At 67.9% G+C, this 22669-nt stretch carries 20 protein-coding genes and 2 tRNA genes; 15 read left to right on the forward strand and 7 right to left on the reverse strand.

Going from position 1 to position 22669, the window contains the following annotated elements; all coding sequences use genetic code 11:
• Nucleotides 1-69: 69 nt before the first annotated feature.
• Genes P6281_RS07615 through P6281_RS07625 form a run of 3 tightly spaced genes read left to right on the forward strand, consistent with a single transcriptional unit; the run spans nucleotide 70 to nucleotide 5980 of the window.
• Nucleotides 70-4911 carry an NAD-glutamate dehydrogenase gene (locus P6281_RS07615; protein WP_014384161.1) on the forward strand — a complete coding sequence of 1614 codons (4842 nt, stop codon included), beginning with the start codon at nucleotides 70-72 and terminating at the stop codon, nucleotides 4909-4911.
• Complete coding sequence (locus P6281_RS07620; protein WP_008255151.1) at nucleotides 4908-5321, forward strand: acyl-CoA thioesterase; 414 nt, start codon at nucleotides 4908-4910, stop codon at nucleotides 5319-5321. The genes P6281_RS07615 and P6281_RS07620 overlap by 4 nt, the downstream gene beginning before the upstream one ends.
• The gene (locus P6281_RS07625) at nucleotides 5309-5980 is read left to right on the forward strand and encodes a hypothetical protein (RefSeq protein ID WP_014382170.1); all 672 of its coding nucleotides are present in this window, start codon (nucleotides 5309-5311) and stop codon (nucleotides 5978-5980) included. The genes P6281_RS07620 and P6281_RS07625 overlap by 13 nt, the downstream gene beginning before the upstream one ends.
• Nucleotides 5981-6047: 67 nt before the next feature.
• Here the strand turns inward: P6281_RS07625 and P6281_RS07630 are convergent, their stop codons facing one another.
• The 3 genes from P6281_RS07630 to P6281_RS07640 form a co-directional block, all read right to left on the reverse strand.
• The gene (locus P6281_RS07630; RefSeq protein WP_014382171.1) at nucleotides 6048-7064 is read right to left on the reverse strand and encodes a pyridine nucleotide-disulfide oxidoreductase; all 1017 of its coding nucleotides are present in this window, start codon (nucleotides 7062-7064) and stop codon (nucleotides 6048-6050) included.
• Between the two features lie 87 nt (nucleotides 7065-7151).
• Nucleotides 7152-8717, reverse strand: a complete 1566-nt coding sequence (locus tag P6281_RS07635; protein WP_014382172.1) for a glycoside hydrolase family 13 protein — start codon at nucleotides 8715-8717, stop codon at nucleotides 7152-7154.
• A 38-nt stretch (nucleotides 8718-8755) separates the two neighbouring features.
• A complete protein-coding gene (locus P6281_RS07640) occupies nucleotides 8756-9151 on the reverse strand; it encodes a globin (protein ID WP_008255158.1) in 396 nt (131 codons plus the stop codon).
• A 144-nt stretch (nucleotides 9152-9295) separates the two neighbouring features.
• Between P6281_RS07640 and P6281_RS07645 the strand changes: the two genes are divergently transcribed.
• The 3 genes from P6281_RS07645 (at nucleotide 9296) to P6281_RS07655 (ending at nucleotide 10695) form a co-directional block, all read left to right on the forward strand.
• Nucleotides 9296-9946 (forward strand): HNH endonuclease, encoded by a 651-nt coding sequence (locus P6281_RS07645; RefSeq protein ID WP_026071535.1) that lies wholly within the window; start codon nucleotides 9296-9298, stop codon nucleotides 9944-9946.
• Nucleotides 9947-10013: 67 nt separating this feature from the next.
• Nucleotides 10014-10241: an aa3-type cytochrome oxidase subunit CtaJ gene (gene ctaJ, locus P6281_RS07650; RefSeq protein WP_008255162.1), complete on the forward strand. Its 228-nt coding sequence runs from the start codon at nucleotides 10014-10016 to the stop codon at nucleotides 10239-10241.
• The gene (locus P6281_RS07655) at nucleotides 10228-10695 is read left to right on the forward strand and encodes a DUF5130 domain-containing protein (protein WP_008255165.1); all 468 of its coding nucleotides are present in this window, start codon (nucleotides 10228-10230) and stop codon (nucleotides 10693-10695) included. Before ctaJ ends, P6281_RS07655 begins: the two co-directional genes overlap by 14 nt.
• On the opposite strand, the gene pepN is transcribed toward P6281_RS07655, so the two are convergent.
• Complete coding sequence (pepN, locus tag P6281_RS07660; protein ID WP_014382173.1) at nucleotides 10696-13269, reverse strand: aminopeptidase N; 2574 nt, start codon at nucleotides 13267-13269, stop codon at nucleotides 10696-10698. It abuts the gene before it with no gap.
• 91 nt (nucleotides 13270-13360) lie between these two features.
• Between pepN and P6281_RS07665 the strand changes: the two genes are divergently transcribed.
• Genes P6281_RS07665 through P6281_RS07680 form a run of 4 tightly spaced genes read left to right on the forward strand, consistent with a single transcriptional unit; the run spans nucleotide 13361 to nucleotide 15747 of the window.
• On the forward strand, nucleotides 13361-13984 hold the full coding sequence (locus tag P6281_RS07665; RefSeq protein WP_008255169.1) for a mycothiol-dependent nitroreductase Rv2466c family protein: 624 nt from the start codon (nucleotides 13361-13363) through the stop codon (nucleotides 13982-13984).
• 40 nt (nucleotides 13985-14024) lie between these two features.
• Entirely contained in the window at nucleotides 14025-14504 is a 480-nt protein-coding gene (locus tag P6281_RS07670) for a ribose-5-phosphate isomerase (protein ID WP_009955467.1), read from the forward strand.
• 18 nt (nucleotides 14505-14522) lie between these two features.
• Nucleotides 14523-15329 carry an Fpg/Nei family DNA glycosylase gene (locus P6281_RS07675; RefSeq protein ID WP_324738691.1) on the forward strand — a complete coding sequence of 269 codons (807 nt, stop codon included), beginning with the start codon at nucleotides 14523-14525 and terminating at the stop codon, nucleotides 15327-15329.
• Nucleotides 15330-15387: 58 nt separating this feature from the next.
• Nucleotides 15388-15747, forward strand: a complete 360-nt coding sequence (locus P6281_RS07680) for a hypothetical protein (protein WP_074020979.1) — start codon at nucleotides 15388-15390, stop codon at nucleotides 15745-15747.
• 8 nt (nucleotides 15748-15755) lie between these two features.
• Here the strand turns inward: P6281_RS07680 and P6281_RS07685 are convergent, their stop codons facing one another.
• The gene (locus tag P6281_RS07685; protein ID WP_009955465.1) at nucleotides 15756-16946 is read right to left on the reverse strand and encodes a serine hydrolase domain-containing protein; all 1191 of its coding nucleotides are present in this window, start codon (nucleotides 16944-16946) and stop codon (nucleotides 15756-15758) included.
• A 33-nt stretch (nucleotides 16947-16979) separates the two neighbouring features.
• Nucleotides 16980-17050, reverse strand: a tRNA-Gly gene (locus tag P6281_RS07690).
• 149 nt (nucleotides 17051-17199) lie between these two features.
• Here P6281_RS07690 and P6281_RS07695 point away from each other — a divergent pair.
• The 4 genes from P6281_RS07695 (at nucleotide 17200) to clpP2 (ending at nucleotide 20085) form a co-directional block, all read left to right on the forward strand.
• Nucleotides 17200-17276, forward strand: a tRNA-Pro gene (locus tag P6281_RS07695).
• A 64-nt stretch (nucleotides 17277-17340) separates the two neighbouring features.
• Nucleotides 17341-18735 (forward strand): trigger factor, encoded by a 1395-nt coding sequence (gene tig, locus P6281_RS07700; RefSeq protein WP_014384165.1) that lies wholly within the window; start codon nucleotides 17341-17343, stop codon nucleotides 18733-18735.
• A 127-nt stretch (nucleotides 18736-18862) separates the two neighbouring features.
• Nucleotides 18863-19453: an ATP-dependent CLP protease proteolytic subunit ClpP1 gene (clpP1, locus tag P6281_RS07705; RefSeq protein WP_008255177.1), complete on the forward strand. Its 591-nt coding sequence runs from the start codon at nucleotides 18863-18865 to the stop codon at nucleotides 19451-19453.
• The gene (gene clpP2 / locus P6281_RS07710; RefSeq protein WP_008255179.1) at nucleotides 19450-20085 is read left to right on the forward strand and encodes an ATP-dependent CLP protease proteolytic subunit ClpP2; all 636 of its coding nucleotides are present in this window, start codon (nucleotides 19450-19452) and stop codon (nucleotides 20083-20085) included. Before clpP1 ends, clpP2 begins: the two co-directional genes overlap by 4 nt.
• A 22-nt stretch (nucleotides 20086-20107) precedes the next feature.
• On the opposite strand, the gene mmuM is transcribed toward clpP2, so the two are convergent.
• Nucleotides 20108-21016, reverse strand: a complete 909-nt coding sequence (mmuM, locus tag P6281_RS07715; RefSeq protein ID WP_162130209.1) for a homocysteine S-methyltransferase — start codon at nucleotides 21014-21016, stop codon at nucleotides 20108-20110.
• 359 nt (nucleotides 21017-21375) lie between these two features.
• Between mmuM and clpX the strand changes: the two genes are divergently transcribed.
• On the forward strand, nucleotides 21376-22656 hold the full coding sequence (gene clpX / locus P6281_RS07720; RefSeq protein ID WP_008255183.1) for an ATP-dependent Clp protease ATP-binding subunit ClpX: 1281 nt from the start codon (nucleotides 21376-21378) through the stop codon (nucleotides 22654-22656).
• Nucleotides 22657-22669 lie beyond the last annotated feature (13 nt).

Here is a 22669-nt window from a genome sequence, read left to right on the forward strand (position 1 = left end):
TGCCCCCCGCCGCGCGGGAACGGGGCGTTTGAGCGCAGTGACAACCGTCGCCAGTTGGGAGCAGTCGGCATGACGATCGATCCCGGAGCCAAACAGGACCTCGAGCCATGGACGACGTTCACCCAGCAGCAGGACATTCCCCAGTGGATCTCCAAAGCCTATGTGGAAAGCTATCGCGGTCCGCATAGCGACCAGTCCGGCGGCGCGGAGACCAGGCCCATCGACCTGACGGTCCCGGCGGCGATCGTCACCCCGGCCATGCTGAGCGCGCACTACCGGCTCGGCCAGCACCGCCCCGACGGCGAAAGCCGCGTCGCCGTCTACCCCGCGGAGGACCCCGCCGGGTTCGGGCCGGCGCTGCAGGTCGTCACCGACCACGGCGGCATGCTGATGGATTCGGTCACCGTGCTGCTGCATCGGCTCGGCGTTCCCTATACGGCGATCATGACGCCGGTGTTCGACGTGCACCGCAATCCCGCCGGCGATCTGCTCAGCGTCGAAGCGAAGCCCGAGGGGGCATCGCAATACGCCGGCGAGGCGTGGATCCACGTGCAGCTCCTGCCTTCCGTCGACAGCAAGGGGCTCACCGAGGTCGAGCGGCTGCTGCCCCGGGTTCTCGCCGACGTGCAACAGGTCGCCAGCGACGCGTCGGGCCTGATCGCCGCGCTGAACGACCTCGCCGCCCAGGTCGAAGCCAACGCGCAGGACCGCTTCTCGGCGCCGGACCGCGACGACGTCGCGGCCCTGCTGCGCTGGCTGGGCAACGGGAATTTCCTGCTGCTCGGCTATCAACGCTGCCACGTGCACGACGGCCGCGTCTCGGGTGACGGGACGCCCGGGCTCGGCGTGCTGCGCACCCGCACCGGCTCGCGCCCCCGGCTGACCGACGACGACCGGCTGCTGGTCCTGGCGCAATCCGTGGTGGGCAGCTACCTGCGCTACGGCGCCTACCCGTACGCCATCGCCGTTCGCGAATACGCCGACGGCGGCGTGCTCGAGCACCGCTTCGTCGGGCTGTTCACGGTTGCCGCCATGAACGCCGACGTCCTGGAGATCCCCACGATCTCGCGTCGGGTCCGCGAGGCGCTGGCGATGGCCGACAGCGACCCGATCCACCCCGGCCAGCTGCTGCTCGACGTCATCCAAACCGTTCCGCGCTCGGAACTGTTCACGCTCAGCGCCGAACGGTTGTTGGCGATGGCCAAAGCGGTGGTGGATCTGGGTCCGCAGCGAAATGCGTTGTTGTTCCTGCGCGCCGACAGCCTCCAGTACTTCGTTTCCTGCCTGGTGTATCTGCCCCGCGACCGCTACACCACGGCGGTGCGGCTGCAGATCGAAGACATCCTGGTACACGAATTCGGCGGCACCCGCCTGGAATTCACCGCGCGGGTCAGCGAATCACCGTGGGCGCTCATGCATTTCATGGTGCGCCTGCCTTCCGATGACCCCGGCGCCACGCCGGTCGACGTCTCCGAGGACAACCGGATCCGCATCCAGGGCATGCTGAGCGAAGCGGCGCGCACCTGGACCGACCGGCTGATCGCCGCCGCCGCCGAAGGCTCCGTCGGGCACGCCGACGCGGAGTACTACGCGGACGCCTTTCCCGAGGTCTACAAGCAGGCCGTCACACCGGCCGATGCCATCGATCACATCGCGATCATCAAAGAGCTGCACGACAATTCGGTCAAGCTGGTGTTCCTCGAAGGCGAGGACGGATCCGCCCAGCTGACCTGGTTCCTGGGCGGGCGCACCGCCTCGCTGAGCCAGCTGCTGCCGATGCTGCAGAGCATGGGCGTGGTGGTGCTCGAGGAGCGGCCGTTCACGGTCACCCGCTCCGACGGGCTGCCGGTGTGGATCTATCAGTTCAAGATATCCCCGCACCCGACCATCGAGTCGGCGTCGACGCAAGCCGAGCGCGACGAGATGGCCGAGCGATTCGCCGACGCCGTCACCGCGATCTGGCAGGGACGCCTCGAGATCGACCGCTTCAACGAGCTGGTGATGCGCGCGGGGCTGCGCTGGCAACAGGTCGTGCTCTTGCGCGCCTACGCAAAGTACTTGCGGCAGGCTAGCTTTCCCTACAGCCAGTCCTACATCGAATCGGTGCTCAACGAGCACCCGTCGACCGCGCGGTCCCTGGTCGCGCTGTTCGAGGCGCTGTTCGACCCGAACCCGAGTTCCTCGACCGGCCGTGACGCGCAGGCGGCCGCCGCCGCGGTCGCCGCCGACATCGACGCCCTGGTGGGTCTGGACACCGACCGCATCCTGCGCGCCTTCGCGTCGCTGGTGCAGGCGACGCTGCGCACCAATTACTTTGTGACACGCAAGGGTTCGGCCCGGGCCCGCAACGTGCTGGCGATCAAACTGGACGCTCAGCTGGTCGACGAGCTGCCGTTGCCGCGCCCCAAGTACGAGATCTTCGTCTATTCGCCGCGGGTCGAAGGCGTGCACCTGCGGTTCGGCCCGGTGGCCCGCGGCGGCCTGCGCTGGTCGGACCGTCGCGATGACTTCCGCACCGAAATCCTGGGTCTGGTCAAAGCGCAAGCGGTCAAGAACGCGGTCATCGTGCCCGTCGGGGCCAAGGGCGGATTCGTCGTCAAGCGGCCACCGTTGCCCACCGGCGACGCCGCGGCCGACCGGGACGCCACCCGCGCCGAAGGCGTCGCCTGCTATCAGCTGTTCATCTCCGGCCTGCTCGACGTCACCGACAACGTCGACCACGCGACCGGAAAGGTCAACCCGCCAACGGAAGTCATCCGTCGCGATGGTGACGACGCCTACCTGGTGGTGGCGGCGGACAAAGGCACCGCCACGTTCTCCGACATCGCCAACGACGTCGCCAAGTCCTACGGCTTCTGGCTGGGCGACGCGTTCGCGTCCGGCGGCTCGGTCGGCTACGACCACAAGGCCATGGGCATCACCGCCAAGGGCGCGTGGGAGGCCGTCAAGCGACACTTCCGGGAGATGGACGTCGACACCCAGACCGAGGACTTCACCGTGGTCGGCATCGGCGACATGAGCGGTGACGTCTTCGGCAACGGCATGCTGCTGAGCAAGCACATCCGCCTACTCGCCGCCTTCGACCACCGGCACATCTTCCTCGACCCCGACCCCGATGCCGCGGCCTCGTGGGAGGAACGCCGGCGGATGTTCGAGCTGCCGCGCTCCACCTGGGACGACTACGACACGTCGCTGATCAGCGAGGGCGGCGGGGTGTACAGCCGGGAGCACAAGTCCATTCCGGTCAGCCCCCAGGTCCGCGACGTGTTGGGCATCGGCGGTGACGTCACCGAGATGACCCCGCCCAACCTGATCAAGGCCATCCTGCAGGCGCCGGTGGACCTGTTGTTCAACGGGGGGATCGGCACCTACATCAAGGCCGAGTCCGAATCCGACTCCGACGTCGGTGACCGCGCCAACGATCCGGTGCGGGTCAACGGTTCTCAGGTTCGCGCCAAGGTGATCGGCGAGGGCGGCAACCTCGGGGTGACCGCCTTGGGCCGCGTCGAGTTCGACCTGGCCGGCGGCCGGATCAACACCGACGCGATGGACAACTCGGCCGGCGTGGACTGCTCCGACCACGAGGTCAACATCAAGATTCTGATCGACTCCCTGGTCACCGCCGGCAAGGTCAAGCCGGAGGAACGCAAGCCGCTGCTGGAGTCGATGACCGACGAGGTCGCCCAACTGGTGCTCACCGACAACGAGGACCAGAACGACCTGATCGGCACCAGCCGCGCGAACGCGGCCAGCCTGCTTCCGGTGCACGCCAGGCTGATCCAGTACCTGGTCGACGAGCGCGGCATCAACCGGGAACTCGAAGCGCTGCCGTCGGAAAAGGAGATTCAGCGGCGGTCCGAGGCCGGCATCGGGCTCACCTCACCGGAGATGTGCACCCTGATGGCGCACGTGAAGCTGGGGCTCAAAGAGGAGATGCTCGAAACCGAACTGACCGAACAGGACGTGTTCGCGTCCCGGTTGCCCCTGTACTTTCCGAAACCGTTGCGGGAACGGTTCACCGGCGAGATCCGCACCCACCAGCTGCGCCGCGAGATCGTGACCACCATGCTGATCAACGACCTGGTGGACGCCGCCGGCATCAGCTACGCCTTCCGGATCACCGAAGACGTCGGGGTCGGGTCGGTCGACGCGGTGCGCACCTACGTCGCCACCGACGCCATCTTCGGCGTGAGCGAGATCTGGCGCCGCATCCGCGCGGAGAATCTGCCGGTCGCCCTGTCGGATCGGCTCACCCTGGACACCCGACGCCTGATCGACCGCGCCGGACGCTGGCTGCTCAACTACCGCCCACAGCCATTGGCGGTCGGCGCCGAGATCAACCGGTTCGCCGCCAAAGTGAAGGCGCTGACGCCGCGGATGTCGGAATGGCTGCGCGGTGACGACAAGGCCATCGTGGAAAAGGAAGCCGCGGAATTCGCCTCCCAGGGCGCGCCCAAAGACCTGGCCTACACGGTGGCCGCCGGGCTCTACCACTTCAGCCTGCTCGACATCATCGACATCGGCGACATCAACGACATCGACGCCGCCGAGGTGGCCGACACCTATTTCGCCCTGATGGACCGGCTCGGCACCGACGGCCTGCTGACGGCGGTCTCCGAGCTGCCCCGCAGGGACCGCTGGCACTCGTTGGCGCGCTTGGCAATCCGTGACGACATCTACGCCTCGCTGCGGTCGCTGTGCTTCGATGTGCTCGCCGTGGGGGAGCCCGACGAAAGCGGTGAAGAGAAGATCGCCGAGTGGGAGCACCTGTCCGCGTCCAGGGTCGAGCGGGCCCGACGGACGCTCCTTGAGATCCAGGAAAACGGGGACAAGGATCTCGCGACGCTGTCCGTCGCCGCGCGACAAATCCGTCGCATGACCCGCACGAGCGGAAGAGGTTCATCGAGTTGAGCATCGGCTTCGTCGCGCCCGTGCTGGTGCGCTGGTCGGACATCGACATGTACCAGCACATCAACCACGCCACCATGGTCACCATCCTCGAAGAGGCGCGGGTGCAGTTCCTGCGCGAGGCGTTCGAGGTCGACATCTTGACGATCGGGTTGCTCATCGCCGAGGTCAAGGTCACCTACAAGGGTCAGCTTCGGCTGGCCGATTCTCCGCTGCAGGTGACGATGTGGACCAAGCGGTTGCGGGCGGTCGACTTCACGCTGGGCTACGAAGTGCGTTCGGTCAACGCGGATCCGGACTCGAAGCCCGCCGTCATCGCCGAGTCGCAACTGGCCGCCGTCCACATCGAGGAGGAGCGGCTGGTACGGCTCTCGCCGCAGCATCGGGAGTATCTGCAGCGGTGGATCAGGTAGCCGACCGCGGCCTGTGGCTGGGCGCGCAATTTCGGGCCGAGCACCGCCGGGATCTCGCCGCGTTCCTCGAGCGCGCGCTGCGACTCGACGATGCGGCGATCATTCGCTTGCGGACCCGATCCGAAGGGCTCCTGACCGCCTGGGTCGCAACGGGTTTCGACGTGCTGGCCAGCAGGGTGGTGCCGGGCGAGGTCCGGCCCTCGGACCTGTCCGTGGGTGCGGATGCGCTGGCGCGCGGCCTGGCCGCGATGGACGACTCGGGTTACGTCGATCCCGGATTCGCGATGGACTCGGCGTGGCGGGGCGCCCTGCCCCCGGAATCCGGATTCACCCACATCGAGGACATCCCGGCCAGGGTGGTGCTCGGTCTGGCCCAAAGCGGCGCGCGACTTGCCAAGGAGCACAGCAGCTCTCACGGCCCGCCGGTGTCGCTGCTCGACCAGGAGGTCATCCAGGTGAGTTCCGCCGACGTACACGTGGGGCTGCCGATGCGCTGCGTGTTCGCGCTGACCGCGATGGGTTTCCTGCCGCAGTCACCCGATGCCGTCGACGCCCAGGAATTGATCCGGGTCCGCATCACGCCGACGTGGCTGCGCCTGGACGCCCGGTTCGGTTCGGTGTATCGCCGCCGCGGCGACCCGGCGCTGCTGCTGGGCTGACGCCCGGGTTTGGGAACGAAATCAGGCTGAGTTTAAACGCGGCGTCGGCGGTCCAGCGGCGCGGAGATCAGGGGCCGTAACTCAGCCACAGCGGCAGCACGGCATCCAGGTAGTCCATGAACTTCTTGAGCCCCACCCGGAATTGCCCGTACCCGTAGCGGTCCTGCGCGTACTGCGGAAACGCGATCCCGACCCCGAACAGGCCGGGAGCAAGGATTCCGTTGGTGCGGTTGTAGTCCAGTTGCCCAAACTGCGGTGTCTCGGGCAATCGTCGGCGTTCGAAGCCGACGGTGTAGACCACCCGGTCACACCGGGCCAGCTGCCCGGAGAACTCCGGCGCCGATACCAGGCATCGCTCCAATCGTTCCGGCGGCACCCCGTCGATGTTTTCCCGCGCCCACACCGCCGCCTGGCCCTTGAGCCCGGTGTCATCGAACAGGATCCAATCCTCAAAGTACACAGCGTATTTCAGTGGGCTTCGGTAAAAGTTGATCACCCGCTCGACGGGATGGCGCAGCAGATTCGGCAGCACGATCATGGACGAGTGCGACGAGCCGAACACGCCGACCGTCGCACCCCGCAGCGGCTCACGCGCGAGCTTCTCGGGATCGAGGGCAACCTCCACCGGAATCTCGTCGAGCTCCGGGTAATGAAGCTTCTTGGCGACCGCCCCGACGGCCAGGATCACGTTGCTGGCCACGATGTCGTCCCGTTCGGTCTCGATGCGCCATCGCCGGTTTTCCAGGTACAGCGCGGTCGCGGTCGTCGTGAAGGTGGCGACCTGCTCACGAAGCTGCCCCGTGATCCACACCAGCGGCTCGGCGACCAGGCCCAGCGCGCACGTCTCCTGGGGGTCGATCTCGCGCAGCGGCAGGGGCGGCGCTTCGTCGAACCGAAATGACTTGGAGCCGTTGAAGTATTCGAGGAACAGACCCACGTGCGTGTTGCTCGACACCGACCGCCACTTTTGCCCGATGTCGCCGCCGGCGAAGGCGGGATCGATCCACGCGATCCTTTCGGCCGCGACGCAGTGATCCAGCAGCCTCCCCACCGCGGCGACGCCCGCCGGCCCGGCCCCGATCACTGCCCACGCGTAGGAAGTCATGCACCACATATAGAGCAGTGCGCGGCGAAACGCCCACCGGGACTCGGGCCGTGAGGCCCGAACCGGCTACGCCAGCCAGGCCGCGGAGTCCGGGGGGAGTTTCGCGTCGAGCAGCGGCGCGCTGGCCAGGACGAGTTCCCCCGGCGGCACGGGCACCGGCTGTGCGCCGCAGTTGAGCGCGCACACCAGGCCGCCGGGACGCCGGAAGATCACCGCGTCGCCGGAGGCGTCCAGCCATTCGACATCGTCGCCGTCGAACTCGACGCGACGCTTGCGCAATTCGAGCGCGCGCCGGAAAAACGACAGCGTCGAGTCGGGATCGGCGCTCTGCTTGTTAACGGTCAGCGCCGCCCACTCCTTCGGCATCGGCAACCAGGTCTCGGCGCAGGACGAGAACCCGAACGGGGGCTCATCGCCCGACCAGGGGATGGGCACCCGGCATTTGTCGCGGCCGCGCTCGGTGTGTCCCGAGCGTTCCCACGTCGGGTCCTGCAGCACCTCGTCGGGCAGCTCGACGTCGGGCAGCCCCAGTTCCTCGCCGTTGTAGATGAACACCGCGCCCGGCAGGGCGAGCATCACCATCGCCATCGCGCGGGCCCGGCGCAGGCCGAGGTCGCCGCCGCCGTAGCGGGTGACCTCCCGGCCGACGTCGTGGTTGGACAGCGTCCAGGTCGGGACGGCGTCTTGCAGGGCGGTGGCGGCGAGCGAGTTCTGGATCGCGTCGCGGATCTCGGCGCCGTCGAATTCGATCCTCGCCAGCCGGAAGTTGAACCCGAGGTGCAGCTCATCGGGCCGCAGGTACTCCGCCCAGCGGGCGTTGTCGGTCACCCACACCTCGCCGACGGTCACCGCCCCCGGGTAGTCGTCGATCACCCTGCGGATGTCGCGGTGGATGTCGTGCACGCTCGGGTTGTTGAAGCGCGGGTCGTCGTCGGTGTGGTGCAACACCTTGGACTCGACGTCGGGCGCATCCGGCAGGCCGGCCGGCTTGGCCATGCCGTGCGCCACGTCGATGCGGAAGCCGTCCACGCCGCGTTCCAGCCAGAAGCGCAGCGTCTTCTCGAAATCGTCGAAGACGTCCGGGTGCTCCCAATTCAGGTCCGGCTGCTCGGTGTCGAACAGGTGCAGGTACCACTGGCCGGGTTGACCGTCGGGTTCGACCACCCGGGTCCAGGCGGGGCCGCCGAAGACGGAGGTCCAGTTGTTGGGCGGCAGCTCCCCGTCGGCGCCGCGGCCGTCGCGGAAGAAATACCGCTCCCGCGCGTCGGTGCCCGGCCCGGCGGCCAGCGCCGCGGCGAACCACGGATGGGCCGAACTGGTGTGGTTGGGCACCACGTCCATGGTGATCTTCATGCCCCGGCGGTGCGCCGCGGCGATCAACCGTTCGATGGCCGCCATCCCGCCGAACAACGGGTCGATGTCGCGCGGATCGGCGACGTCATACCCGTGGTCGGCCATCGGGGAGACCGTGACCGGGTTGAGCCAGATCGCGTCCACGCCGAGCTGCTCGAGGTGGTCCAGGCGGGCCGTCACTCCGTCCAGGTCGCCGACGCCGTCGCCGTCGCTGTCGGCGAACGACCGCGGATACACCTGATAGAACACCGCGCTCGACCACCACGCTGCCGGGCTCATGCTGCTCCGTTCGGTTCGCTGGGCATCAGAACTGGGCATCAGAACGACGAGTTCACCAGCGAGTCGGCGGCCATCTCCAGATAGCTGAGCAACTCGCGGCGGTGCTCGTCGTCGAGTGTCGCCGAATCGATGGAGGCCACGGCCGTGTGCATGCAGCGCAGCCACGCGTCGCGCGCCAGGGGAGTGATCCGGAACGGGACGTGCCGCATCCGCAGCCGGGGGTGTCCGCGCCGGTCCGAGTAGGTGCGCGGGCCGCCCCAATACTGCTCGAGGAACATCCGCAAGCGCTCCTCGGCGCCCTCGAGGTCATCCAGGGGATACAGCTCGCTCAAAATCTCGTCCTCGGGCACCTGAGCGTAAAACCGCGACACGATCGCGTGGAAGGTCTCGGCACCGCCGACGGCGTCGTAGAAGGACTGTCCTACCTCATCCATCGCCGTCCATTGTGGGGCATCGTCGCGACGGCAAGCCGCGGCGGCCCGACGCCGCTCTCGCTGTTCACCGGTTGGACACGGCGTTTCACCTGCAATAGGGGTGCGATTGGCGGCGAATCATGGTGGACTGTTCGCGGAGGATCTATGGCGCAGGGCAAGAGACGCCGCAGCCACCGCAGTAGTCAGGTGGCCGCGGCAGGGTCAACCGGGCCCACAACCGTGTCATCGCTGCACAGTGTCGAGATCCATCCGCCGGCCCGCCCGGAGAGCGCTTCCATCTGGAGTCGCCGGCGGGTGTTGCTGCTGAATTCCACCTACGAGCCGCTGACCGCGCTGCCGATGCGGCGCGCGATCGTCATGGTGATCTGCGGCAAGGCCGACGTGGTGCATCACGACCCGGCCGGGCCCGTCATCCACTCGGCGACCCGCTCGATCGTCGTGCCCTCGGTGATCCAGCTGCGCTCGTATGTCCGCGTTCCCTACCGGGCGCGCGTTCCGATGACCCGCGCCGCGCTGATGCACCGCGACCGGTTCTGCTGCGCCTACTGCGGGGCGAAGGCGGACACCGTCGACCACGTGGTGCCCCGCAGCCGCGGCGGCGACCATTCCTGGGAGAACTGCGTCGCCTGCTGCTCGACCTGCAACCATCGCAAGGGCGACAAGCTGCTCAGCGAGCTCGGCTGGGCGCTGCGGCGGCCGCCGATGCCGCCGACCGGCCAGCACTGGCGGCTGTTGTCGACGGTCAAGGAGCTGGACCCGGCCTGGGCCCGATACCTCGGCGAAGGCGCGGCCTGAGCCACAATCTGGTGTCCGGTCGCGCCGGTGGATCGCTTGGTGGGATACGGTTTGCGTCGTGAGTCCTATGCATCTCCACCTGATCATCGTCGGTATACCCGTGTTGCTGGTGGTCGCGCTGTCGGTGCTGATCTGGTCCCGCAAGGGGCCGCACCCGGCGTCCTACAAGCTGGGCGAGAAGTGGACGCATCCGCCGATCCTGTGGGCCGCCATCGGCGAAGAGGTCGGCCACAGCCATGGGGGGCACGGCACGTCGGAATTCTCAGTCGGAGGTGGCGCCAGTGGCACGTGGTGAGGTAGCGACGAGGGAACCCGCCGAGCTGCCCTACGGCTCGGTGATCACCGCCAGCGGACGGATCTCCGGGGTCACCGAGCCCGGCGAACTCTCGGTGCAGTTCCCGTTCTCGACCAAAGATCTCGTCGCGGTGGACGACGCGCTGAAATTCGGGTCGCGGTCCTCCAAGACGCGTTTCGCGATCTACCTCGGCGACCTGGGCAACGACACCGCCGCGCGGGCCCGCGAGATCCTGGCCGACGTGCCGACGCCGGACAATGCGGTGCTGCTGGCCGTCTCGCCCGACCAGAAGGTCATCGAGGTGGTCTACGGTTCCGCTGTCCGCGGCCGCGGCGCCGAATCGGCCGCACCGCTGGGTGTGGCCGCCGCTTCCTCGGCATTCGAGCGCGGCGACCTGGTGGACGGGCTGGTCAGCGCGATCCGCGTGCTGAGCGCCGGCATTTCGCCGGCTTAGCTACTCGGCGTCGAAACGGCGCGCCCGCAACGATCGCTTCACCCCGGCCTGGCCCTCGAGCACCAGGCGGCGCAGCGCCGCCGGCACCTCGGGGTCGGACAGGAACTCGTCGGCTGCGGCGATGCCGTCCTCGCTGATGTCCCAGTGCGGGTACAGGCCGATCACCACCGTCTGCGCCACTTCGCTGGACCGGCGCGCCCACACCCCCGAGATCGCCTCGAAATACCGCGCGGTGAACGGTTTGAGCAGCTCATGCTGCGCCGGCGGGGCGATGCCCGCGATGATCGCGCGGGCGGTGATGTTGGCCAGGGTGTCGTCCTCGACCACCCTCGTCCACGCCTCCTCCTTGACCTGCAGTTGGGGCCGCGCCGTCGCGGCCTGGGCGCCGTGCCGCTTGCCGGCGGCGGTCGGATCCCGCTGAACCTCGGCGTCGATGAACGGCGTGGCGGGCCCGTCGGCGTCGATGTCGCCGGCGGTGGCCAGCGCGGTGACGATCCGCCACCGCAGGTCGGTGTCGATCTCGAGGCCCGGCAATCCCAGGTCTTCGGGGGAGCGGTCGAGCAGGTCGGCCAGCGTCACCACATGGCGAGTCGACAGGACCGACGAGCACAGCGTGTTGACGAAGGCGAGCTGGTGATCCGATCCGGGCTGCGCTGCGCGCGCCAATTCCAGCAGCCGGTCGGCGAACTGCGGCCAGCCCTCCTCGCGTGCCCAGCCGGGCTCGGCGTAGGACGTCAGCGCCGTCTGCGCCTGAAGCAGCAGCCGCTGCGCCACCCCGACCTCGGTTTCGGCGTGCACGCCGCCCGCCACCAGGGCCACGAAATCGCGGGCCCGCAGCTCGGCCTCGCGCGTCATCTCCCAGGCCGCCGACCAGACCAGCGAGCGGGGCAGTGGCTCGGCGATGTCGGCGATGCGACCCAGGGCGGTGCGCAGCGACTCGGCGTCCAGCCGCAACGAGCAGTACGTCAGGTCGTCGTCATTGACCAGAACCAGTTGTCCCCGCGAAGCCCCAACCAACGCAGGCACTTCCGTCACCGGGCCCTCGACGTCGAGCTCCTCGCGGCGCACCCGCACCAGCTTTCCCGACCCGTCATCGTCGTAGACGCCGATGGCCAGCCGGTGCACCCGGGTCTCGCCGGCGCCCGGGGCGGCTCCGCTCTGGGTCACCGCGAACCGCGTGAACCTGCCGTCACCGTCGACGTCGAAATCGGGCCGCAGCGTGTTGAGCCCGGTCGTCTTCAGCCACTGCTGCCCCCAATCGGACAGGTCGCGCCCCGACGCCTTCTCCAGCGCGGCGACCAGATCGTCGAACGTGGCGTTGCCGAACGCGTGGGTGCGGAAGTAGTCGCGCAGCCCGGCCAGGAAGTGCTCGAGCCCGACGTAGGCGACGAGCTGCTTGAGCACCGACGCGCCCTTGGCGTAGGTGATGCCGTCGAAGTTCACCTCGACCGCGGCCAGGTCCGGAATGTCGGCGGCGATCGGATGGGTCGAGGGCAACTGGTCCTGACGGTAGGCCCACGACTTTTCGACCGTCGCGAACGTGGTCCATGCCTCGGTGAATTCGGTTGCCTCGCTTTGGCATAGCACCGACGCGAACGTCGCGAAGGACTCGTTCAGCCACAGGTCGTCCCACCACGCCATGGTGACCAGATCCCCGAACCACATGTGGGCCATCTCATGCAGCACGGTCTCGGCGCGACGTTCGTAGGACGCCCTGGTGACCTTGCTGCGGAAGACGTAGTCCTCCAGGAAGGTCACCGCGCCGGCGTTTTCCATTGCGCCGGCGTTGAACTCGGGGACGAACAGCTGATCGTATTTCCCGAAGGCGTAGGGCAAGCCGAAGTTCTTGTGGTAGAAGCCGAATCCCTGCTTGGTCTGGGTGAAGAGCCGCTCGGCATCCATGTAGGGCGCCAGCGACGCCCGGCAGTAGATGCCCAGCGGAATTTCGCCGTGTTCGTCGGTGTAGGCGTCCTTCCACTCGGCGTACGGGCCGGCGATCAGGGCGACCAGGTAGGTGCTCATCCGCGGGGTGGTGGCGAAGGTGTGCAGGCCGTCGGTCACCGACACCGTCGCGCCGTTGGAGATCACCTTCCAGTGCCGGGGCGCGGTCACCCGCACGTCGAAGGTCGCCTTGAGGTCGGGCTGGTCGAAGCAGGCGAACATGCGCTTGGCGTCGGCGGTTTCGAATTGGGAGTACAGGTAGGTCTCGTTGTCGACCGGGTCGACGAACCGGTGCAGACCCTCACCGGTGTTGGAGTAGCGGCAGTCCGCGTCGACCACGACGACGTTGCGGTCGGCCAGGCCACGCAACTCGATGCCGGTGGATTCGTCGTATCCGGAGACGTCGAGGTCGCGACCGTTGAGCGTGGCGCCGCGCACCGTGTCGGCGGCGATGTCGATGACCGTGTCGGCGCCGGCGAGGGCGTCGAACACCACCGTGGTCACCGAGCGGAAGGTCCGTTCGCCGGGACCGCCGTGGGAGTCGGTGAGGTCGAGGTCGATCTGGTAGCTGGCGACGGTGATCAGCGAAGCGCGCTCGACGGCTTGTTCGCGGGTGAGGTTGGGGAGTGCCACGTGTCCAACTTACGGGTCGGGCGAACCGGGAACAGGAGCGAGAGGCCTACGGTTGTGCAGATCAGACTTTCAACCGACGAGAGGACAGGACATGCCCGACAACGCGCCCGCGAAGAACAAGGCCGATTTCTGGTTCGATCCGCTGTGCCCGTGGGCGTGGATCACCTCGCGCTGGATCCTCGAGGTGGAAAAGGTTCGCGACATCGAGGTGAACTTCCACGTGATGAGCCTGGCGGTGCTCAACGAAAACCGCGAGGGCCTGCCCGACGAATACCGCGAACGCTTGGCGAAGGCCTTCGGCCCGGTGCGGGTGGCGATCGCGGCCGAACAGGCCCACGGCGCCGAGGTGCTGGCGCCGCTGTACACCGCGATGGGAACCCGGATTCACAACGAGGACAACAAAGAACTGGACGACGTGATCAAGCAGTCGCTGGCCGAGGTGGGCCTGCCGGCCGAGTTGGCCGACGCCGCCGACAGCGACGCCTACGACGAGGCGCTGCGCAAGAGCCACCACGCCGGGATGGACGCGGTCGGCGATGATGTCGGCACGCCCACCATCCACGTCAACGATGTGGCGTTCTTCGGTCCGGTGCTCTCGAAGATTCCGCGCGGTGAGGAAGCGGGCAAGCTGTGGGACGCCTCGGTGGCCTTCGCGTCCTACCCGCACTTCTTCGAGCTCAAGCGCAGCCGCACCGAGAAGCCCGACTTCGCCTAGCGCGCTCGGGCCGTCGCGCGGCTGTGTAAGGATTGCGGGCATGCGCGTCTACCTCGGCTCTGACCACGCCGGATTCGAGCTCAAGCAGCAGATCATCGAGCACCTCGCAAAGTCCGGCCACGAGCCGATCGATTGCGGCGCCTTCACCTACGACGCCGACGACGATTACCCGGCCTTCTGCATCGCGACCGCGACGCGCACGGTGGCCGACCCGGACAGCCTGGGCATCGTGCTGGGCGGGTCGGGCAACGGCGAGCAGATCGCGGCCAACAAGGTGCCCGGCGCCCGGTGCGCGCTGGCCTGGAGCGTCGAAACCGCAAGCCTGGCCCGCGAACACAACAACGCGCAACTGATCGGCATCGGCGGTCGCATGCACACGGTGGCCGAGGCGCTCGCCATCGTCGACGCCTTCGTGACCACGCCATGGTCGAAAGCCGAACGCCACCAACGGCGTATCGACATCCTCGCCGAATACGAACGCACCCACCAAGCCCCGCCGGTACCCGGCGCGGCGGGCTGACGCTGGAAAGGTCCGCGCGTGCCCGAAGGGCATATCCTGCACCGGCTGGCCCGGCTGCACCAACGCCGCTACGCCGGCGCGCCGGTGTCAGTGTCCAGCCCGCAGGGCCGCTTCGCCGACGCGGCCGCGGCGGTCGACGGCCGGGTGTTGCAACGCACCAGCGCGTGGGGCAAACACCTGTTTCACCACTACGCCGGTGGCCCCATCGTGCACGTGCATCTCGGCCTGTACGGCGCCTTCACCGAATGGGAACGTCCCGACGACGGGTCGTTTCCCGAGGCGGTCGGGCAGGTGCGGATGCGCATGATCGGCGCCGACTACGGCACGGACCTGCGCGGCCCGACGGTGTGCGAGGTGATCGACGAAGGGCAGGTCAGCGACGTGTTGGCCCGGCTGGGTCCCGATCCGCTGCGCGGCGACGCCGATCCGTCGTGGGCGTGGAAGCGAATTGCCAAGTCGCGCAGGCCCATTGGGGCACTGTTGATGGATCAGACCGTCATGGCCGGCGTGGGCAACGTGTACCGCAGCGAGTTGCTGTACCGCCACGGCATCGACCCCTTCCGCCCCGGCCGCGACGTCGGCGAGGACGAATTCGATGCGGCCTGGATTGATCTGGTGGCACTGATGAAGGTCGGGTTGCGCCGGGGCAAGATCATCGTGGTGCGGCCCGAACACGACCACGGCGCGCCCTCGTATCGCCCCGACCGCCCCCGCTCCTACGTCTACCGGCGCTCCGGCGAACCGTGCCGCGTGTGCAAAGCCCCGATCCGCACGACCGTGCTGGAGGGCCGCAACGTGTTCTGGTGTCCGACCTGCCAAAAATAATGGCGAAACATCGCCGCCTCCGGTTTGAATTCAATCGGGGTGGGCATGTGTTGTCTCCATGAAGACTCTCGCTCGATCAGCAGCAACGATTTCCGCCATCGCGGGTCTGGGCTTGGCGGGGCTGGGCGTCGCGACCGACGCGCAGGCGCATCCCGCTCCGTTCCCGCAGTGGTGCCCCGGCGATTTCTGGGACCCCGGCTGGGGCGACAACTGGGACACCGGGAATTGCCACGACAATTGGCGCGGACCCGGGCCTAATCCGTACCTCAACCCCGGCGGACCCGGCGGTCCCGGTGGGTTGGGCGGTCCCGGTGGGCCCGGCGGACCGGGTGGGCCCGGCGGTCCCGGTGGCCCCGGCGGGGGTGGCCCCGGCGGTGGTGGACACGGCGGCGGTGGCGGCGGTGGCGGCGGCCATTAACGGCGCCGCTAGATGACACCCAGCACGGAGTAGACCGCGTTCGACAGGACCAGGCTGCGGGGGTCGGCGTTGGCCTTGGTGGGGTCGAAGTGATTCGCCACATAGGCGTAGCCGATGCGGTGCTCGAGATCGACGAACCCGAACGAGCCGCCCAGCCCGCCGTGGCCGAAGATCCGCGGGTTGGGTCCGTTGACGCAGCGTTGGTTGAGCATGTATCCGAGACCCCAGCCGTGGTCGGCGACCCGCGGCCCCAGCACCAGGTCGGTTTCCAGCCCGCCCTGACAGACCCGCACCAGGTCCATGTGCTCGCGGCTGAGCACCTTCTCCTGGGCGAGCGCGTTGTAGAAGGTCGCCAACCCCAGCGCCGACACCTGACCGTTGGTGCCGGGGAACTCGAGTTCGCGCCACAGGCCCAGATCGTGTGAGCCGAGCTCGTCGTCGGGGGCGAATCCCATCGAGACGGACAGGCCCGCCTTGGGGTGCTCGGCCAGGCTGGTCGGCCAGCCCGGCGCCTTCGCGTCGGCCAGCAGGTCCCGGGCGTGCGGCTTGTTGATCCGCTCGGCGCAGCGGTGCTGTTCGGCCAGCGGCAGCCCGATGTGGACGTCGGCGCCGAACGGTTCGGCGATCTCGGTCCGCAGGTACTGACCGATCGTGCGGCCCGTGACCCGGCGGAACACCTCGCCCATGATGAAGCCGAAGGTGGTCATGTGGTAGCCCTGCGCGGTGCCCGGCTCCCACCAGGGCTCGGCGGCGGCCAGCTGTTCGCAGACGTAGTCCCAATCCGCGACCTGCTCCCAGCGCATCCGGGTGCGCGGCCCGATCACGCCGGAGCGGTGGCTCATCACCATCGCCAGCGTGATGTCCTGTTTGCCCGCCTGAGCGAACTCGGGCCAGTAGTGGGCCACCGGCGCCTGCAGGTCCAGCTCGCCGCGGTCGGCCAGTTGGTGCACGCAGGTGGCCGACAGGCCCTTCGTGCCGGACAACACCGTGGTCAGGGTGTTCTGCTGCCAGGGCCGGGTGCGGGCCGCGTCGGCCCAGCCGCCCCACAGGTTGACGACGAGAGACCCGTCCACCCACACCGCGACGGCCGCACCGACCTCGTCGCGCAGGGTGAAATTGCGCTCGAACGCGTCGCGAACCCCGACGAAATCCGACGCGCATGAGCCATGGATCGACGGGTCCGTCGTCAGGTCGCTCATGGCGCCTCTCTATCGAGCAGATAGTTAGCCCCGAGCGGGCGACGGGAATCGAACCCGCGTAGCTAGTTTGGAAGACTAGGGCTCTACCATTGAGCTACGCCCGCATGTATTTAGTCGAGCGTGACTGTAGCTGGCGACGAAGATCAAATCTAATCGACGCGGCTTTGTGATCACTCCGTGAGGTCCGCGAGGTCGCCGCCCAAGCCTGTGACGGACCTGGCTTTGCGGGGCCTTAGGATCATCGAGGTCAGCGCGGGGTGTAGCGCAGCTTGGTAGCGCATCCGCTTTGGGAGCGGAAGGCCGCAGGTTCAAATCCTGTCACCCCGACCAGCACGACCGGCCGCACGCTGCGCGGCCCACCGACGACCAGGAACGAGCACCGAGGAGCACACCCGTGAAGAGCACCGTCGAGCAGTTGAGCCCCACCCGGGTGCGCATCAATGTGGAGGTCCCGTTCTCCGAACTCGAGCCGGACTTCCAGCGGGCCTACAAGGAGTTGGCCAGGCAGGTGCGCTTGCCCGGCTTCCGGCCCGGCAAGGCGCCGGCGAAGTTGCTGGAGGCCCGCTTCGGCCGCGAGGCGATGCTCGACCAGGTCGTCACCGACGCGCTGCCCGCGCGGTACGGACAGGCGGTCGCCGAGTCGGAGGTGCACCCGCTGGGCCAGCCCGAGATCGAGGTCACCAAGAAGGAGTACGGCGAGGAGCTGGCGTTCACCGCCGAGGTCGACATCCGGCCCAAGCTCACCCTGCCCGACCCGGGTTCGCTGACCATCTCGGTGGACCCGATCGAGGTCAGTGACGACGACGTCGACGCCGAACTGCAGTCCCTGCGGGCTCGATTCGGCACCCTGACCGGGGTGGACCGGCCGGTCGCCGACGGCGACTTCGTCTCCATCGACCTGTCGGCCACCATCGACGGCGAAGAGGTGCCGGGCGCCGCCGCGCAGGGGCTGTCCCACGAGGTCGGCTCCGGCCGGCTCATCGCGGGCCTCGACGAGGCGCTGGTCGGGTTGTCCGTCGACGAATCCAAGGAGTTCACCGCGCAGTTGGCCACCGGCGAGCACGCGGGCAAGGACGCGCAGGTGACCGTCACGGTCAAGTCGGTCAAACAGCGCGAGCTGCCCGAGCCCGACGACGAGTTCGCCCAATTGGCCAGCGAATTCGACACCATCGAGGAGCTGCGGTCCAACCTGCGCGAGCAGGTCGGCCGGACCAAGCGCGCGCAGCAGGCCGAAGCCATCCGCGACGCCGCGATCGACACGCTGCTCGAGCAGGTCGACATCCCGCTGCCCGAAGCGATCGTGAAGGCGCAGGTGGACAGCGCGCTGCACAACGCCCTGCACAGCCTCGACCACGACGAATCCAAGCTCGACGAGGTGCTCGCCCAGCAAGGGAAGTCGCGCGAGGAGTTCGAGACCGAGACGCGCACCGCCGCCGAGACCGACGTCAAACGGCAGCTGCTGCTCGACGCGCTCGCCGACGAGCTCGAGGTCCAGGTCGGCCAGGACGACCTGACCGAGCGGCTGGTGGCCACGTCGCGCCAGTACGGCATCGAGCCCCAGCAGCTCGTGGCCTACCTTCAGGAGAACAACCAGCTGCCGGCCATGTTCGCCGATGTGCGCCGGGCGCTGGCCATCGCCGAGGTGATCCGCGCGGCGACGGTCACCGACACCGCCGGAAACACCGTCGACACCGACGAGTTCTTCGGCAAGCGCGCGGGGGCGGACGAGGCCGCCGATGACGTCTCCGGTGACGCCGAAGAATCCACGAAGGCCGACGCCGAGGAGTGACCGCGCGATGACGCTGTGAGCGAACGCGCCCGTTTCAGGGGCGCGTGGCCGCGAAACGGCGGGCCCGGTTGGTTAGTGTCGGTGAAGACAGATCTGACAGAAAGCAGGTACCCCGGTCGTGACTGACATGCGTTCAAACTCGCAGGGTCTCAACCTCACGGACTCCGTCTATGAGCGCTTGCTGTCCGAGCGCATCATCTTCCTGGGTTCGGAGGTGAGCGACGAAATCGCCAATCGGCTGTGCGCGCAGATTCTGCTGCTCGCCGCCGAGGACTCCACCAAAGACATCTCGCTCTACATCAACTCGCCCGGCGGCTCGATCAGTGCCGGCATGGCGATCTACGACACCATGGTGCTGGCGCCGTGCGACATCGCCACCTACGCGATGGGCATGGCCGCCTCGATGGGCGAGTTCCTGTTGGCCGCGGGCACCAAGGGCAAGCGGTACGCGCTGCCGCACGCCCGCATCCTGATGCACCAGCCGCTGGGCGGGGTGACCGGGAGCGCGGCGGACATCGCCATTCAGGCCGAGCAGTTCCACGTCATCAAGAAGGAAATGTTCCGGCTGAACGCCGAATTCACCGGCCAGTCGATCGAACGCATCGAGGCGGATTCCGACCGCGACCGCTGGTTCACCGCGCAGGAAGCCCTGGAATACGGCTTCGTCGACCACATCATCACCCGCGCCGCCCACATCACCAATGGAGAAGCCCAGTGAACCCCGAAACCCAGCCCCAGGCGCGCTACATCCTCCCGTCGTTCATCGAGCACTCCAGCTTCGGTGTCAAGGAGTCGAATCCCTACAACAAGCTGTTCGAGGAACGCATCATCTTTCTCGGCGTCCAGGTGGACGACGCGTCGGCGAACGACATCATGGCGCAGTTGCTGGTGCTCGAGTCGCTGGACCCCGACCGCGACATCACCATGTACATCAACTCGCCCGGCGGCGGATTCACCTCGCTGATGGCGATTTACGACACCATGCAGTACGTGCGCGCCGACATCCAGACGGTGTGCCTGGGGCAGGCCGCCTCGGCGGCCGCGGTGCTGCTGGCCGCCGGGACCCCGGGCAAGCGGATGGCGCTGCCCAACGCCCGGGTGCTGATCCACCAGCCTTCGCTGCAGGGCGTCATCCAGGGGCAGTTCTCCGACCTGGAAATCCAGGCCGCCGAGATCGAGCGGATGCGCACCCTGATGGAGACCACGCTGGCCCGCCACACCGGCAAGGACGCCGCGACGGTCCGCAAGGACACCGACCGGGACAAGATCCTGACCGCCGAAGAGGCCAAGGACTACGGGATCATCGACACCGTGCTGGAGTACCGGAAGCTTTCCGCCCAGAGCGCGTAGCCCCTTTTCGCCGAGCGTGCACTCACGGCGAGTTTTCGGCTGATTTTTCGCCCTGATTGCACGCTCGGCGCAAGGGGGCTAGCTCGGCGATGTCCGCCGGGCCGACCCGGCAGCAGCCGCCGACAATGCGGGCGCCCGCCGAAACCCACTGCGCCGCAAGCTCCGTCGCGAACGTGCGCGGGCCGACCCACGCGCGACCGTCCCAGCGTTCGCCGCTGTTCGGATAGACGATGACGGGCTTGCCGATCTTTGATGCGCTCGCGATCGCGGGCAACACGTCGTCGGGCGCGCAGCAGTTGACCCCGACGGCCACGATCTCGTCGACGCCCGCGGCCACCGCGAAGGCCTCGGTCAGCGGTTGCCCGGCGCGGGTCCGGGCCCCGTCGATGGTGTAGCTCAGCCACGCCGGCATCCCGACCGAGCGCACCACGTCGACCAACGCTTCCGCCTCGTCGACGTCGGGAACGGTCTCGCAGGCGAGGACGTCGGCCCCGGCGTCCGCCAGGGTCTCCAGCCGGGGCCGATGCCAGCGCGCCAAGGCCCCGACCGACAGGCCGTAGCGTCCACGGTATTCCGAGCCGTCGGCCAGCGCCGCGCCGTACGGTCCGACCGAGGCCGCGACGAGCAGGCCCACCGCGCCGGCCTCGTCCCGCGCGGCCTTCGCGAGCTCGACGCTGCGGCGCAACAGCAGGTCGGTTTCCCGACGATCCAGTCCGCGCGCCGCGAAACCCTCGAACGACGCCTGGTAGCTGGCCGTCGTCGCGATCGTGGCCCCCGCGCGAAAGTAGGCGGCGTGGACGGCGACGATCTCGCGTGGGGCGTCCGCGAGCAGCCTGGCCGACCACAACCGGTCGGACAGGTCATGGCCGCGCGCTTCCAGCTCGGTGGCCAAGCCACCATCGAGCAGCACGGTTCCGCTGGGCCACCGCAAGCCCACGGCCAAACCCACGTGGCCACTGTAGGGTGATTTCTTGGGGGTTCACGCACGCCTCGTGTGATCGTTTCGGGGTCGGGTCGGCACCTCCGTCGGAGGCGGGATCGGGCGGCCGCCGGACTCGGTCGCATTACAACCGCGACACGCCAAAGACACGCAAAGCGCGTCTTTCGCGAGCGACGGGCACCGTCTGGCTATATCTTTCCTCCATACGGAAGCGGCATGAACTCCCGCAAATACCATGGGCGCGATTCGGCGTTTATGGTCGCGGCGGGCCCGATCAAGCGGGTAGCGTCGGTGAATACATGCGGGACAGGGAAGTCCAACGGCGAAGAGGAAGTAGGCACTGACGCACCATGGCACGCATCGGAGACGGCGGGGACCTGCTGAAGTGCTCGTTCTGCGGGAAGAGCCAGAAGCAGGTCAAGAAACTCATTGCTGGCCCCGGTGTGTACATCTGCGATGAGTGCATCGATCTGTGCAACGAGATCATCGAAGAGGAGCTTGCCGACGCCGACGACGTGAAGCTCGATGAGCTCCCCAAACCGATCGAGATCCGGGAGTTCCTCGAGGGCTACGTCATCGGGCAGGACACCGCCAAGCGGACGCTGGCGGTCGCGGTCTACAACCACTACAAGCGGATCCAGGCCGGGGAAAAGGGCCGGGACTCGCGCCACGAGCCGGTCGAGTTGACCAAGTCCAACATCTTGATGCTCGGTCCCACCGGCTGCGGCAAGACCTACCTGGCCCAGACGCTCGCCAAGATGCTCAACGTCCCGTTCGCCATCGCCGACGCGACCGCCCTGACCGAGGCCGGCTACGTCGGTGAGGACGTCGAGAACATCCTGCTCAAGCTCATCCAGGCCGCCGACTACGACGTGAAGCGCGCCGAGACGGGCATCATCTACATCGACGAGGTCGACAAGATCGCCCGCAAGAGCGAGAACCCGTCGATCACCCGCGACGTCTCCGGGGAGGGCGTGCAGCAGGCCCTGCTGAAGATCCTGGAGGGCACCCAGGCGTCGGTTCCCCCGCAGGGCGGCCGCAAGCACCCGCACCAAGAGTTCATCCAGATCGACACCACCAACGTGCTGTTCATCGTCGCGGGGGCGTTCGCCGGCCTGGAGAAGATCATCTACGAGCGCGTCGGCAAGCGGGGCCTGGGCTTCGGCGCCGAGGTCCGCTCGAAGGCCGAGATCGACACCACCGACCACTTCGCCGAGGTCATGCCCGAGGACTTGATCAAGTTCGGCCTGATCCCGGAGTTCATCGGCCGGCTGCCGGTGGTCGCCTCGGTCACCAACCTGGACCGCGAATCGCTGGTCAAGATCCTGTCCGAGCCGAAGAACGCGTTGGTCAAGCAGTACCTGCGGCTCTTCGAGATGGACGGCGTGGAGCTCGAGTTCACCGACGACGCCCTGGAGGCGATCGCGGATCAGGCGATCCACCGCGGCACCGGCGCGCGCGGCCTGCGCGCCATCATGGAAGAGGTCCTGCTGCCGGTGATGTACGACATCCCGAGCCGCGACGACGTCGCCAAGGTCGTGGTGACCAAGGAGACCGTGCAGGACAACGTGTTGCCGACGATCGTGCCGCGCAAGCCGTCGCGCACCGAGCGTCGCGACAAGAGCGCCTAACTAGCTCCTGGAG

Origin of the sequence: Mycobacterium sp. 5-140-3-2 (assembly GCF_035666375.1) — a bacterium.
Lineage (GTDB): Bacteria > Actinomycetota > Actinomycetes > Mycobacteriales > Mycobacteriaceae > Mycobacterium > Mycobacterium intracellulare.

Coding starts and splice junctions, on each gene's coding strand:
- P6281_RS07615 (WP_014384161.1), top strand. CDS start 70: ATGACGATCGATCCCGGAGCCAAACAGGACCTCGAGCCATGGACGACG.
- P6281_RS07635 (WP_014382172.1), bottom strand. CDS start 8,717: ATGAGCCCGGCAGCGTGGTGGTCGAGCGCGGTGTTCTATCAGGTGTAT.
- P6281_RS07640 (WP_008255158.1), bottom strand. CDS start 9,151: ATGGATGAGGTAGGACAGTCCTTCTACGACGCCGTCGGCGGTGCCGAG.
- P6281_RS07645 (WP_026071535.1), top strand. CDS start 9,296: ATGGCGCAGGGCAAGAGACGCCGCAGCCACCGCAGTAGTCAGGTGGCC.
- ctaJ (WP_008255162.1), top strand. CDS start 10,014: ATGCATCTCCACCTGATCATCGTCGGTATACCCGTGTTGCTGGTGGTC.
- P6281_RS07665 (WP_008255169.1), top strand. CDS start 13,361: ATGCCCGACAACGCGCCCGCGAAGAACAAGGCCGATTTCTGGTTCGAT.
- P6281_RS07670 (WP_009955467.1), top strand. CDS start 14,025: ATGCGCGTCTACCTCGGCTCTGACCACGCCGGATTCGAGCTCAAGCAG.
- P6281_RS07680 (WP_074020979.1), top strand. CDS start 15,388: ATGAAGACTCTCGCTCGATCAGCAGCAACGATTTCCGCCATCGCGGGT.
- P6281_RS07685 (WP_009955465.1), bottom strand. CDS start 16,946: ATGAGCGACCTGACGACGGACCCGTCGATCCATGGCTCATGCGCGTCG.
- clpP1 (WP_008255177.1), top strand. CDS start 18,863: ATGCGTTCAAACTCGCAGGGTCTCAACCTCACGGACTCCGTCTATGAG.
- clpX (WP_008255183.1), top strand. CDS start 21,376: ATGGCACGCATCGGAGACGGCGGGGACCTGCTGAAGTGCTCGTTCTGC.